General features: G+C 61.0%; 12 protein-coding genes and 1 pseudogene. 4 read left to right on the top strand and 9 right to left on the bottom strand.

The features are described from left to right. Nucleotides 1-125: 125 nt before the first annotated feature. The 3 genes and pseudogenes from G568_RS20710 to G568_RS20700 all read left to right on the top strand — a co-directional run. Nucleotides 126-371 (top strand): annotated as a pseudogene (locus G568_RS20710) (acyl-CoA dehydrogenase family protein); the annotation flags it as partial. Nucleotides 372-460: 89 nt separating this feature from the next. Further along, nucleotides 461-634: a hypothetical protein gene (locus G568_RS20705; RefSeq protein WP_245582946.1), complete on the top strand. Its 174-nt coding sequence runs from the start codon at nt 461-463 to the stop codon at nt 632-634. After that, nucleotides 619-1071, top strand: coding sequence for an acyl-CoA dehydrogenase family protein (locus G568_RS20700; RefSeq protein WP_342664621.1), 453 nt, complete (start codon nt 619-621; stop codon nt 1069-1071). Before G568_RS20705 ends, G568_RS20700 begins: the two co-directional genes overlap by 16 nt. A gap of 84 nt (nt 1072-1155) precedes the next feature. On the opposite strand, the gene G568_RS0113170 is transcribed toward G568_RS20700, so the two are convergent. Genes G568_RS0113170 through G568_RS0113160 form a run of 3 tightly spaced genes read right to left on the bottom strand, consistent with a single transcriptional unit; the run spans nt 1156 to nt 4381 of the window. Beyond that, nucleotides 1156-2322: an acyl-CoA dehydrogenase family protein gene (locus G568_RS0113170; protein ID WP_037374144.1), complete on the bottom strand. Its 1167-nt coding sequence runs from the start codon at nt 2320-2322 to the stop codon at nt 1156-1158. A gap of 15 nt (nt 2323-2337) precedes the next feature. Then, the gene (locus G568_RS0113165; RefSeq protein WP_026758480.1) at nt 2338-3576 is read right to left on the bottom strand and encodes a thiolase family protein; all 1239 of its coding nucleotides are present in this window, start codon (nt 3574-3576) and stop codon (nt 2338-2340) included. A 16-nt stretch (nt 3577-3592) separates the two neighbouring features. Next, nucleotides 3593-4381: an enoyl-CoA hydratase/isomerase family protein gene (locus G568_RS0113160; RefSeq protein ID WP_051202993.1), complete on the bottom strand. Its 789-nt coding sequence runs from the start codon at nt 4379-4381 to the stop codon at nt 3593-3595. 112 nt (nt 4382-4493) lie between these two features. On the opposite strand from G568_RS0113160, the gene G568_RS0113155 reads away from it, so the two are divergent. Then, entirely contained in the window at nt 4494-5597 is a 1104-nt protein-coding gene (locus tag G568_RS0113155; protein WP_037374153.1) for a CaiB/BaiF CoA transferase family protein, read from the top strand. Nucleotides 5598-5619: 22 nt separating this feature from the next. Here G568_RS0113155 and G568_RS0113150 read toward each other — a convergent pair whose 3' ends face one another. Genes G568_RS0113150 through G568_RS0113125 form a run of 6 tightly spaced genes read right to left on the bottom strand, consistent with a single transcriptional unit; the run spans nt 5620 to nt 12481 of the window. Then, on the bottom strand, nt 5620-6408 hold the full coding sequence (locus G568_RS0113150; RefSeq protein WP_026758477.1) for an SDR family NAD(P)-dependent oxidoreductase: 789 nt from the start codon (nt 6406-6408) through the stop codon (nt 5620-5622). A gap of 13 nt (nt 6409-6421) precedes the next feature. Further along, entirely contained in the window at nt 6422-7213 is a 792-nt protein-coding gene (locus G568_RS0113145; protein ID WP_026758476.1) for an ABC transporter ATP-binding protein, read from the bottom strand. Nucleotides 7214-7273: 60 nt separating this feature from the next. Then, the gene (locus tag G568_RS0113140; protein WP_026758475.1) at nt 7274-8512 is read right to left on the bottom strand and encodes an ABC transporter substrate-binding protein; all 1239 of its coding nucleotides are present in this window, start codon (nt 8510-8512) and stop codon (nt 7274-7276) included. Nucleotides 8513-8548: 36 nt separating this feature from the next. Continuing rightward, nucleotides 8549-9601, bottom strand: coding sequence for a branched-chain amino acid ABC transporter permease (locus G568_RS0113135; RefSeq protein WP_026758474.1), 1053 nt, complete (start codon nt 9599-9601; stop codon nt 8549-8551). 3 nt (nt 9602-9604) lie between these two features. Further along, nucleotides 9605-10453, bottom strand: coding sequence for a branched-chain amino acid ABC transporter permease (locus tag G568_RS0113130; RefSeq protein WP_245582944.1), 849 nt, complete (start codon nt 10451-10453; stop codon nt 9605-9607). Nucleotides 10454-10504: 51 nt separating this feature from the next. After that, on the bottom strand, nt 10505-12481 hold the full coding sequence (locus G568_RS0113125; RefSeq protein ID WP_026758472.1) for an AMP-binding protein: 1977 nt from the start codon (nt 12479-12481) through the stop codon (nt 10505-10507). Nucleotide 12482: the final 1 nt, after the last annotated feature.

Raw genomic sequence — 12482 nt, 5'->3', positions numbered from 1 at the left:
AATCTCGCGTTGATCCTTCGTCATGAACATCTCCTTCTTCCCAAACCTGGGAGATTAAAGGAAATGTCCCGCGAGTAACGGCATATCTACACTCGGGCCTGGGCATTACCGAGGCGTCGTTGGTCATGCAGGAGATCGGTCGCTACGGCGCGGCGGCCGGTTCCTCGGTGCATATCAATATCTTCGGGCTGCAACCGGTGGTTGGCTTCGGCACCGACGAGCAAAAGGCCCGGATGCAGCCGCCTCTGATCCGGGGCGAGCACCGCTCCTGCTTCGGCGTGACTGAACCGGACGCGGGCCTTGACACCACATATATCTCCACCTTCGCGCGCCGCCGCGAAGGCGGGGGATATGTGGTCAACGGGCGCAAGGTCTGGACCTCGACGGCACAGCGCGCAGATCACATCCTGTTGGTTACCAGGACCAGCCGATCGAGGAATGCAAGCGACCGACCGACGGCATGTCGGTATTCTACACAGATTTCGACCGCAGCAAGATCGACGTGCATGAAATTGCTGAGATGGGACGCAAGGCAGTCGATTCCAACGCCATCTTCATTGACGGGCTGGAGGTTCCGGAGGAAAATCAGATCGGAGCAGAAGGGAGGGTTTCAAGGTTCTGCTGCACGGGCTGAACGCCGAGCGGATTATTGTCGCCGCGGCTGCGGTCGGGTTCGGGATGCATGTTCTGGAGAAGGCGGCGGCCTATGCGCGCGAACGTGTCGTCTTCGGCCGTCCGATCGGTCAGAACCAGGCGATCCAGCACCCGTTGGCTTCGGTCTGGATGCGCCTTCAGGCGGTGGAACTGATGACCTACAAAGCCGCCGCGCTTTACGATCAGGGCAGGCCCTGTGGGCTGGAGGCCAATACCGCGCGCAACCTCGCAGGCTCGGTAGCCTACGAAGCGGCGTTCCGGGCGGTGCGCACCCATGGCGGCTTTGGCTTCGCGCAGGAATACCACGTCGAGCGCTACTTCCGCGAAAGCGTGCTGAACTTCATCGCACCGGTCAGCGAGGAGCTGATCCTCTCCTACGTGGCCGAAAAGGCACTGGGGATGCCCAAGTCCTACTGACCCTTCGCCCGTATCGCGATTCCGCCTAGTCGTGCCCACCCTCGACGCTGACGAGCGCCGACGGTGGGGCGGCCAAGGCCCTTTTCAGAACGCGTTCAACCCGGTCAGGTTTCGCCCGATCACCAGCTTCTGAATTTCGGTGGTGCCATCCGGGATCGGCATGACCTTCGCATTGCGGAAGTGCCGTTCAACGGGGAACTCCTTGGTGATGCCGTTGCCGCCGTGGATTTGCACCGCTTTGCCGGCGATTTCGACGGCCATCTCGGTCGCATACCATTTTGCCATCGAGGTCTGGGTGTCGCAGCGCACGCCCAGATCCAGAAGTTGCAGCCCGCGCTGGCACAAAAGCCGCCCGGCATCGAGATGGGTGGCCATGTCGGCCAGATAGCCCTGGATCAACTGATGCCCGCCAATCGGCTTGCCATGCTGCTCGCGTTCCTGCGCATATTCGACCGCACATTCCAGCGCCGCCTGGGCGATGCCGATGCTGGTCAGGCCAACAAATACTCGCGCGCTTTCAAACAGCTTCAAGGTCTGGAACAGTCCGCCGCCGGAGTTGCCCAGAACATGCGCCTCCGTGGTTTCGGCCTGATCAAAGAACAATTCGCAGGTCGAGGCACCGACAAGCCCCATCTTGCGCAACTCGCGGCTTTCATAACCGCCGGTGTCGCGGTCGACGATGACCATGGAAATCCCGTCGTCCAGATTGCAGACCACGATGGCAAAGTCCGACTGCGCCCCATTAGAAATCCAGAGCTTCTGTCCGGTGACGAAAATTTTGCCCCCCTTGCGTTCCGCGCGGGTCTTGACCTCGCGCACGTTCGAGCCGACTTCCGGCTCGGAAATGCAGGTGGCGCAAATGCGCTCGCTGCGCAGGAGCGGCTTCAGATAGGCTTCTTTTTGCGCGGCGTCGCCCAGAAGGTTGACCGCGAATACGGCGTGACCCTGGATCAGCACCGCAATCGCCAGATCGGCCCAGATGCGAGCCAGTTCCTCGTAGAGGATGCCATAGGTCATCCGGTCGATCCCGGTGCCGCCGTCCTCTTCGGGAATCAGGCCGCTGATCAGCCCGAATTCCTCGACCTTGGCGAACAGGGATTTCAGCGTTTCCGCATCGGGCGGGTGCCCGAGATCCTCGTATTTCTCGGCCAGCGGCGCGAACTCCGCCTCGGCCATCTTGCGGAAGTTTTCCAGCAACATGCTTTGCTCTTCTGTATAAATTGCCTGAGCGGCGGCGATCACATTTTCCATTTTCTTTTCCTTGTTTCAGCGGCCCAGAATGGTGACGCAAGCGACGGCTTCCTCGACGCCGTGCAGGCCGCCGCCGTTTTCGGCAATGGCGTTTTGCGCGCCGTCAACCTGGCGTGCGCCAGCCTCGCCGCGCAGCTGCGTGACCAGTTCAAAAACCTGGCCGATCCCGGTGGCACCGACCGGGTGTCCCTTGGATTCCAGCCCGCCCGAGGGGTTCACCGGGATCCGTCCGCCGATTTTGGTTTCACCGCGCAGGCTGGCCGGGCCGCCTTCGCCGAATTCGACAAAGCCGAGGTTTTCGATCTGAATCACCTCGCCCACGGCGGTGGCGTCGTGCACTTCCGCCACCGACATATCCTTGGGGCCAAGCCCGGCCTGTTCATAGGCCTGAAGCGCGGCAAGGCGGGTCAGGTGATTTTCGTAGTCTTCCGGCGGACGGTCGGTGCCGGAACGCAGGATCGCGGCCTTGACCTTGATCGCTCGGGCGGGAACGAGCCCCAGCCGCTTCAGCCCCTCACCAGTGCAGAGCACCGCTGCCGCCGCGCCATCGGAGATCGGCGCGCACATCGGCAGGGTCAGCGGGTAGGTGATGGGCGGCGCGTGCAGAACCTGTTCGATGGTCATCGCATCGCGGTATTGCGCCAGTGGATTATGCGCCGAATGCGCGTGGTTCTTGGCAGAAACGGCGGCGAACTGTTCCTGCGTGGTGCCGAAGGTCTTCATGTGGAGCCGCGCGAAGCCTGCATAGACATCCATGAACACGCTATAGGGTTTGGGCGATTTCGACCCTTCGGCTTCCTCGACCCCTGCGCCCAGATCGGCCAGACGCTGCGCGACCTCCTCGACGTTGCTGACGTCCCAGCCGCTGTCGAAGGCCGAGAACATCAGCACGCGGTCGTCGGAATACATTTTCTCGGCGCCTGCGGCCAGGCAGAAATCGCCGTTGCCCGCCTTGAGGAAATCCACCGCCAGCTTGAACCCGGTCGAGGCGCTGGCACAGGCATTTTCGACATTGACCACCGGAATGCCCTGAATGCCCATCCCGCGCAGCGCGATTTCGCCCCGGATCATGTGCTGGCCTTCCATATGGCCCTGCACGGCGTTCGAGAAGAACGCGCCGTCGATGCGATCAGAGGTCAGCCCGGCATCGGTCAGTGCGGCGGCGACGGCCTCGCCTGTCATGTCCTTGATGGATTTGTTCCGGTATTTCCCGAACCGCGTCATCCCGACGCCAACAACGTAGATATCCTGCATCTTGCAGTCTCCCTATTCAGTAGCCGCGAAACCGCGGTTTGCGCTTTTCATTGAAAGCCGCCAGCCCTTCGCGCATGTCCCAGGAACGCATATGCGCGCGCAGGTTCAGCATCTCTTCGGCCAGGGCGGCGGCTTCGTCCACGTTCAGCGACCGGTTCGCGACGGCCTTCATGCGGCGCAGCACGGTCGGGCTTTTGTCGGCCAGCCGGTCGGTGAAGGCCTGCACGGCGTCGCGCAACTCTGCGTCCGGCACGACCTTGTTCACCAACCCCCAGTCCATCATGTCCTGGGCCGAAATGTTCTCGCCCGAGAATAACAGGTATTTCGCGCGGTTCAGCCCGACCCGCCGTGGCAGGATCGCCGCGCCCCCCGCGCCCGGAAAGACGCCGAAATTGGAGTGAGCATCACCCAGTTGCGCGCTTTCGGCGGCAAAGACCAGATCGCAGGCCATCACCATTTCCAGACCGCCCGCCATGGCCAGCCCGTTCACGGCGGCGATCACTGGCTTGGGACCGTGACGCATCAGCCCGAAGGTGTGTTCGACGAGATCGAGAAGGTCGGGTTCGCCGGGTTCGTGCTTGGCACCGACCACCTCCTTGAGGTCCGCACCGGCGCAGAACGCCCGCCCCGAGCCGGTCAGGACGATGGCGCGCACCGCGTCGTCGGCAATTGCCGATTCCAGTGCAGCGGTCATCTCGCGCAGCATCTGCATCGACATGGCGTTCAACTGGTCGGTCCGCTGGAAGGTGATCCATTCGGTTCTCTCCACCCGTTCGACGGACAGGGTTTTTGGTGCTTCAGTCATGCTATCCTCCTGAAGAACAATAATAATTTTCAACTTCGGCTTGCTTTTTCCGACGGATCGAGTTGCTATGGACGGGACCCGCACGCGGGAAAAACGAGACATGGAGCCCGATATGAGCACTGCACCCCTGGCCGACCTGAAAATCCTCAGCCTCGCCGAACAATTCCCCGGTCCCTATGCGACGATGCTGCTGTCGGACATGGGGGCTGAGGTGATCATGATCGAACGACCGGGTGTCGGCGATCCGGCCCGTCAGTTTCCGCCCCTGTTTAGCGCCCTGAACCGCGGCAAGCGCAGCGTGGCGCTCGACCTGAAATCCGCCGAGGGGCCGGCGCGGTTTCGCGATTTGGCGAAAAGTGCCGATGTCATTGTCGAAGGGTTCCGCCCCGGCAAACTCGCGGCGCTCGGCATCGGCTTCGAGGACATGCGCAGGGTCAATCCGCGCCTCGTTTACGTGTCGATCTCGGGATACGGGCAGGACGGGCCTTATCGCGACAGGGCGGGGCACGATCTGAGTTATGAAGGCGTCAGTGGCCTGCTGGCCGATCAGGCGGACGCCGGACGCCCCGGACAGTTGCCCGCCATTCCCCTCGCGGATATTGGCGCGGCGCTGTTTGCGGCCATCGCGATTCTGTCGGCGGTCGTTTCCAGCCAGCGCACGGGGCAGGGGCGGTACGTGGACGTCTCGATGTCGGACGCGGTGGTCTCCATGCTCACGGCCTTCCTCGTTCCGGCGGCCAATGGTACGCCGCTCGGCGAGTTCATCTCCGAACCGGCCTATGGCGTTTTCACCTGCAAGGACGGCAAGCTGATGACGCTGTCCATCGCGCATGAGGACTGGTTCTGGAAGCCGTTCTGCGGAGTGATCGGCAAGCCGGACCTTGTCGGGTTGAAAGGCCGCGATCGTGTGGCGCAAAAGGACGCGCTGCGCGAAGAGATTGCGGCGGTGCTGGTCAGCAAGTCGCGCGCCGACTGGGGCGATCTGTTCGACAAGGCGGGCGTGCCTTGGGGACCGCTCAATTCGTTGGTCGAAACGCTGGAGGACCCGCATGTGCGCGCCCGCCGGTTGTTGCGCACCATCGCGCATGACAGCGGCAAGACAGAGACTTTCCTGGTCCAGCCGCTGAAGTTCGACGATTTTGACTCCGAGATTTCGGGCCTGCCGCCGGAGATCGGCGCCGACAATGAAAGCGTATTTGCGGGCGGCTCCGATTGATGGCCACCCTCCGCATTTGGCTCTAGCAGGCAAAGGAATACCCGCCATTCACCGGATAGGTCTGTCCGGTGATCCAGCTGGCGGCATCCGAGCAGAGAAACAGGATCATGCCAGCCGGGTCTTCCGGCTCGCCCAGCCGTCGAATCACATATTGCGACAGCGCCCGCTTCTCGGTTTCCGCATCGGGGATCAAATCGGCGACCGCCGGAGTTCTCGTGCCGCCCAGGGCGACGCAATTCGCGGTGATCCCGAACCGGCCACCTGCCTTTGCAATGGCGCGCATGAAACCCGCCGCACCGGCCTTGGCACCGGAGTACACCGCCAGATGCGGCTCGCCCACGCGGCCCGCGTCCGAGATGACCGTCACGATACGCCCATAGCCGCCCTTGACCATCAGCGGCATGGCGTGGCGGGTGCAATTCAGCACACCGTCGAAATTGGTGTCCATCCAGCGGCGCCATTCGGCGGGGTCGGATTCCCAGAACGGAACAAGATCGTCAAGCCGCGACGTCGGACCAGCGTTGCCCGCGTTGTTGACGAGGATATCCACGCTGCCGAAGGTTTCCTGTGCCTTGGCAAAGGCCGCGCCGACCGCTTCGAAATCGGACACGTCGAAAGCGAGCGGAAGCGCCTTTGCGCCCGCCGCTTTCACTTCCGCGGCGACGCTTTCGGCGCGCTCGGCGTGGAAATCGTTGACCACAACGGCGCCCGCGCCGTGCTGGGCCAGATACAGCGCAACCTGACGGCCCACGCCTTGCCCGGCCCCGGTTACAAATGCGGTGCGGCCCTTGATGTCGAGCAGTTCACTCATTGTCTTTCCTTTTCTATCCCAGCCACCTTTTGCGGCGCCGATAGTGTTTGATCTCGCGATAGCTTTTGCGTTCACCGGAGGCGGTGACACCGAGATAGAATTCCTTGATGTCCTCGTTATCGGCGAGCTTGTCGGCCGCGCCGTCCATCACGATACGCCCGTTCTCCATCACATAGGCATAATCCGCGATCGACAGCGCAGCGGCGCTGTTCTGTTCGACAAGGAAGAACGTCGTGCCTTCCGATTTGAGTCGCTTGAGCACCTCGTAGACATCCCGGATCATCATCGGGGCGAGCCCCAGAGACGGTTCGTCGATGGCGATGATTTTAGGGTTCGCCATCATGGCCCGGCCGATCAGAAGCAATTGCTGTTCGCCGCCGGACATGAAGCCGGCGGTGCGGCTGCGCAGCTCGGTCAGGCGCGGCATTAGTGTATAGACATGATCCAGCCGGCTTTTCAGCTCGGTGGAGTTGGACACCATATGCCCGCCGACGATCAGATTCTGCTCAGAGGTGAGATGCCGCAAAACGCGCCGACCTTCCATCACATGGATCAGACCGTTCTTGACCACGTTCGAGGCTTCCATGTTCTGAATCGAGGTGCCGTTCAGCATGATGGACCCCGCCGAAACGGTTCCGTCTTCGGACTTCAGCGTCCCGGAAATGGCTTTGAGCGTCGTGCTTTTTCCCGCGCCATTGCCGCCAAGCAGCGCAACACATTGACCGGCCTGGACAGACATCGACACGCCTTTGAGCGCCAGGATGACGTCGGAATAGGTCACTTCTACGTTGTTGAGTTCCAGCATGGTACTGCGCCCGGAGCTAAGGATCTGGACGGGCGCCGCAATTGCGGCGCCCGGTTGTGTTCACCACTTTTGAACGTCGGGAACATCGACACCGGTTGCTTCGATGGCGATCTTGCCGTCCCTGACGGTGCCGACATTCACCTTGAGACCCTCCAGAGGGAAGGGCGCTTCGGGGGTGAACGTCAGGGTCGGCAGGAACCCGTGCGTTTCCTCGGTGGTGATAGGCTCGGCAAAGAGCGCCTCGCGCACCTTCTCGCCGGTCAGACCATCGGCGCCGTACTCCTTGATCGCGTGCTCGATCACGGCCACGGTGTACAGACCTTGGGAAATGCCCATCGCGGTGACGACGTTCCACGGCGCTTCGAGGCCATAATTCGTAACCAGTGTTTCATAGAATTGCCGCGCGGGAGTTTCCTGGTCGGCCGCAACGGCCATACCGTAGGCTTCGTAATCGCCTTCGAGCTGCTCGAGTCCGCCAAGCGCACCGCCGGAGGCGGGCAGCCCGTTATGCGAACTCATCATGATCGGGATGTCGGCGCCGTTGGCCTGCAATCCACGTTTCGCCGCAACCACGATCGAGGTGTTTGTCTGGATGACCAAAGCCTCGGCTCCGGCCCGCGCGACGCGGCGCATTTGCGCTGTCAGATCGGTCGGTTGCACTTCGGTATAGATGACCTCGACCAGGTCGAGTTCGTCCGGATGCTCCTCGGCATAAAGTTCGAGACCTTTTGCCATGTCGACATAGGCAGGCGATGCTTCGGAGGCCAGGATCGCAACCTTGAGCGGTTCGTCTCCGCCCCGCTGTTCGCGCATCCAGCTCAGGAAGCCCGCGCTCTCGTGCGAATAGGTCGGACGCGGATTGAAAATCCAGGCATCGGGCTGCCAGGCATAGCCGTATGCGGCTGTCGCCATGAACATCGGGATCTTGTCTTCCGGAAGGCGTTCGGACAGGGCGGCAACGTCCGGTCCGCCAAGGCCGACAACAGCAATCGGGTCCAGTTCCGATTTGATCCCCGGCCAAAGGCTCGCGACCTGTGCCGCGTCATAGCGGGTTTCGTAGTTCTTGTAGTTCAGTGTCACGCCATGGCCCTGGCCGCTGGTTTCATTCCACCAGTCGAAAATGGCTTCCCGGCTTGCCGCCAGAATTGGCATGATATCGGCATACGGGCCCGAAAAGTCCGAAAGCAGAGCCAGATTGTATGTCGTTTCCGCCTGCGCCTTGAGCGGCATGGCTGCCGTGACTGCTAGGGCACCGGCTGCCAGCAGGCTGCGGAGCCCGTGTCTTGCCTTGTAGGTCATAGTTTTTTCCTCCCAGGTTGAAAGCCGCCCTGTTTATCAGTAGGGGAACGGCCAGATACGGTAAGATGATTTCAGGATATTCCAGCGGTGCATCAGCCCCTTGGGTTCAAGGATCATGAACAAGGCGATCACGCCGCCGAGAATGACATTCATGCCGGCGAACACGATGTCGCCTCCCAGAAAGGAGACCGAGTCGGCGATATAGGGGCCGACCGTGGCGATGATTTCCTGAATGATACGGATGACGAAGACACCGACCAAAGCGCCCACGATTGACCCCATTCCGCCGACGATGATCATTGCCACGAAAAAGATCGAGTGAAAGAGGGTGAATTGATCCACGCCGACAAAGCGGATCAGATAGGCCCAAAGCGCCCCACCGACACCGGCATAGAAAGCGCCGATCAGGAAGGCATTTGCCTTGGTCGCCGCGACATTAATCCCCATGATCCCCGCCGCCACGTCATCGTCCCTGACGGCCACGAAGGCACGGCCAAAACGCGACCGCACGATCCCGAAAGCGCCGGCGATCATGATCGAAGTAACCACGAGATTCATGTAAAATTGCGCTGTTTCGCCGACAATGCGCAGTCCGAAAAGTTCCGCAGGGGGAACTGTGATGCCGTTTGACCCACCCATCCAGGCCGATGGCAGGTTCAGGACCGCAAAGTGAAAGATGAACTGGGCCGCGATGGTAGTCAGGGCCAGGTAGAACCCCTTGATCCGTGCCGCAGTCAGGCCAAAGAGAAACCCGAACAACGCCGCCGAGCACCCGGCCAGCGGTATCGTCAGCAATAATGTAAGGCCGGTTTTCGAGGCCAGAATGGAGGCGGTATAGGCACCGACCCCCATAAACGCGGCTTGGCCGAGATTGATCTGCCCGGCATAGCCTGTGCAAATCTGAAGCCCGACGGCGATGACCGCACTGATCATCATCATGTTCAGCACCGCAATAGTGCGCCCGCTGAACATATAGGGCGCCAGCAGTATGAAAACGGCGAACAAGGCAAGCGCCAGCAGTTGCCAGCGGGTACGGACAATGCGTCTGTCGGCGCGATAGCTTGTCGGGAAAATGCCGGAAGGATCCATGGTTTACACCCGCTCGATTGTGCGCCAGCCGAACAGACCCGTGGGACGGATCAGCAAAATGGCAAGCATGATGATGTAAGGCACGACACTGCCCAGAGAGCCGCCGATCAGCGGATCAAGGTAGTTGGTGGTCAGGCTCTGGGCGACGCCGATGATCACCCCGGCCAGAATCAGCCCGCCGATAGACTCCAACCCGGCAAACAGCGCCACCGGCAGCGCCGCAAACCCGATGTCCGAGGCCAGGAAGGTCAGCGACTTGCCGCTGAGAAAGATCATCGCGCCGATGGTGGACAGGATCGCACCGAGCACCCAGGCGAAGGCAATCGAGCCCGTCACGGAAATCCCCATCGAGGAAGCGACAACATGATCCTCTGCCACTGCGGTCATTCGCAAGCCGGACCGGGTCCGGTTGAAGAACCACGACAGGCCGACGGCGGCGACAATGGTGATGATGCCGCCAATCAGCAGGTTCATCGGGATCAGCATATCGCCGAGGAACAGCGGCTTGAGCGGGAAAATGATCGGGAAGGGTCGGACGGCCGGGCCAAACAGCAGCAGTACAACCCCGCGCAACAGGATCAGCAGGCCAATCGTGACCATGACCATCGAAAACACCGATTCACCGATCAGCTTCGTCAGGAAAATCCGCTCGATCGCATAACCCACCAAACCGGCCAGAACCAGCGACAGCGGTACCGACAACCACAGGCTGAGTCCGAGCTGCATGGTCGTGAACCAGACGATAAAACCGCCGATAATGACGAGCTCGCCCTGCGCGAAATTGAAGACCTTACTGGCCCGGTAGATCACGACGAACCCCATGGCGACCAATGCGTAGAGCAGGCCGATCAAAGCCCCGGTTATGATGTCATTGATGAAATAAACCATTGTCGCCGGCCTCCTTCAAGTTTTGGACTGCCTGTTGGCAGCCTTCGATGCGTTTTCAACATCCGATACATGAACCGTGGCCTTGAGCACGCCCTGGCGGCCATCCTGATAGGTCACGGCGATTTCAAGGTCGGTCTTGTCATTGCCGGCATAAATCGCCTCGACAAGTTTCGCATATCGTTCTTCCAGAAAGGCGCGCCTGAGTTTCCGGCTGCGGGTCAGCTCGCCTTCGTCCGGGTCGAGTTCCTTTGGAAAGTTCGCAAACCGCGCCACGCGCGAACCCTCGGGCAGAAGCGCATTGATGCGTGCCACTTCGTCCTTGATGAGTTCGAGAATCTCGGGCTTTTGCGACAGATCGGTATAGGTCGAGAAACTGATCTTGTTCTCTTCCGCCCAACGGCCGAGAACTTCCATGTCGATATTGATCAGCGCGCTGACAAAGTCCCGGGTTTCGTCGCCCAGGGTCATGAGATCCTTGATGAAGGGGCTATAGCGCAGCCGCGTCTCGATGAACTGCGGCGGGTAGCTGTGCCCGTTTGCCAGTTGGCGCATGTCCTTGACCCGATCGAAGAACACGAGCTCTCCGTCGTCGGTCATCGAAACAGCGTCGCCGGTTGCGTACCAGCCGTCTTCGGTCAGCGCCTCGGAGGTCTTTTCGGCTTTGCCGTGATAGCCGCCGAAACCCGATCCGCCGCGGACCTGAAGTTCCCCTTCCGGCGAAACCCGGTATTCAAGCGGGTCGCCATAGGCGGGGTTGCTTTGCATCCAGCTGCCGCTTGTTTCAAGCTGATAGCTTTCACCTACATGGGCGGTCAGAAGCCCGATCTCGGTGGCCCCGTAAACGTTGCGCAGCTTGACGCCCATCGCGTGGAACATGCGAAAGACATCCGGCGCCATCAGGGCACCGCCGCTCAGGGCGTTCCTGGCCTTGCCGAGTCCGAGATTGTCGCGCAGGTGATGCAGGACCAGCGCCTCGGCAAAGGGGAGTTGCAGGCGCGCGGCAAGGCTTGGCTTGCGCCCTTCCAGCCGTTCGACATAGACGCCGCGGCCGACCTTCATACCCCAGTTGTACATCGCCTTGCGGATCTTGCCGGCCCCCAGCATCCGGGCCTGAACGATGGAGGCGAGATTTTCCCACTGGCGCGGGCTGAACACCAAGGCGTCAACCGCCAGTTCGCGGATGTTGTCCAGCACTTCCTCGGGACCTTCGGGAAAGTTCACGACCATCGGCCCGATCAGCCCGATCGACAGGCCGAAGATCTGTTCGGTCACCCAGGCCGGTGAAATATAGGTCAGGTATTCCGTGCCAGGCGCGATTTTGATCGCGCCCATCACCCGCGAGCAGTTGTCGAACAGATAGCGATGGCTGATGACGACGCCCTTGGGTTTTCCGGTGGTCCCGGACGTGTAGGACAGCAAAGCCGTGTCTCCGGCACGACCACGTTTCACATAATCTTCGAACCGGGAGGGGTTTTCAGCGTGTATTCGACGCCCCGCCTCGATCAAGCTTTCGAAGGAATGCAACAGCGGGTGATCATAGCCCCACAGACCCGAACTGTCCCAGTAAACGATAGCCAGCGCGCCCTGGAACCGATCCGCGATCTCGATGCATTTATCGACCTGTTCCTGATCCTGCGCCAGAAATACCCGAGTCTGGGAATCTTCTGCCAGATAGAGAATTTCCTCAGCGGTCTGATCGGGATAGACAGACAGGACCTTCCCGCCCAGTGACTGTACTGCGTATTCGGACCAGAAATGCTCGGGCTCGTTCTCTCCAATCATCATCACGGAGTCGCCGGCTTTCAGGCCTTTGCCCTCCAGCCCGAGCGCCAGAGCCCGGACCTTGTCAAGCACATCGGCCCAGGTGAATTCGCGCCAGATACCAAGGCGCTTGTGGCGCTGGGCAAGCGCGTCGGGCTCCGAAAGCGCGCGCGCCAGCAAGACCTGGGGCAGGGTTTCGCTCTGCGTGACGGCCGAGTCGGAATAGACCATT

The sequence above is a fragment of the Sediminimonas qiaohouensis DSM 21189 genome, assembly GCF_000423645.1.
GTDB classification, from domain to species: domain Bacteria; phylum Pseudomonadota; class Alphaproteobacteria; order Rhodobacterales; family Rhodobacteraceae; genus Sediminimonas; species Sediminimonas qiaohouensis.
Note: the sequence above shows the minus strand (reverse complement) of the source record. Positions and strands in the feature narration are given on the sequence as shown.

Excerpts from the sequence above, each read along its gene's own strand:
- G568_RS0113155 (WP_037374153.1), top strand. The coding sequence starts at position 4,494 with ATGAGCACTGCACCCCTGGCCGACCTGAAAATCCTCAGCCTCGCCGAA.
- G568_RS0113145 (WP_026758476.1), bottom strand. The coding sequence starts at position 7,213 with ATGCTGGAACTCAACAACGTAGAAGTGACCTATTCCGACGTCATCCTG.
- G568_RS0113170 (WP_037374144.1), bottom strand. The coding sequence starts at position 2,322 with ATGGAAAATGTGATCGCCGCCGCTCAGGCAATTTATACAGAAGAGCAA.
- G568_RS0113140 (WP_026758475.1), bottom strand. The coding sequence starts at position 8,512 with ATGACCTACAAGGCAAGACACGGGCTCCGCAGCCTGCTGGCAGCCGGT.
- G568_RS0113160 (WP_051202993.1), bottom strand. The coding sequence starts at position 4,381 with ATGACTGAAGCACCAAAAACCCTGTCCGTCGAACGGGTGGAGAGAACC.
- G568_RS20705 (WP_245582946.1), top strand. The coding sequence starts at position 461 with ATGTCGGTATTCTACACAGATTTCGACCGCAGCAAGATCGACGTGCAT.
- G568_RS0113135 (WP_026758474.1), bottom strand. The coding sequence starts at position 9,601 with ATGGATCCTTCCGGCATTTTCCCGACAAGCTATCGCGCCGACAGACGC.
- G568_RS0113165 (WP_026758480.1), bottom strand. The coding sequence starts at position 3,576 with ATGCAGGATATCTACGTTGTTGGCGTCGGGATGACGCGGTTCGGGAAA.
- G568_RS0113150 (WP_026758477.1), bottom strand. The coding sequence starts at position 6,408 with ATGAGTGAACTGCTCGACATCAAGGGCCGCACCGCATTTGTAACCGGG.
- G568_RS0113125 (WP_026758472.1), bottom strand. The coding sequence starts at position 12,481 with ATGGTCTATTCCGACTCGGCCGTCACGCAGAGCGAAACCCTGCCCCAG.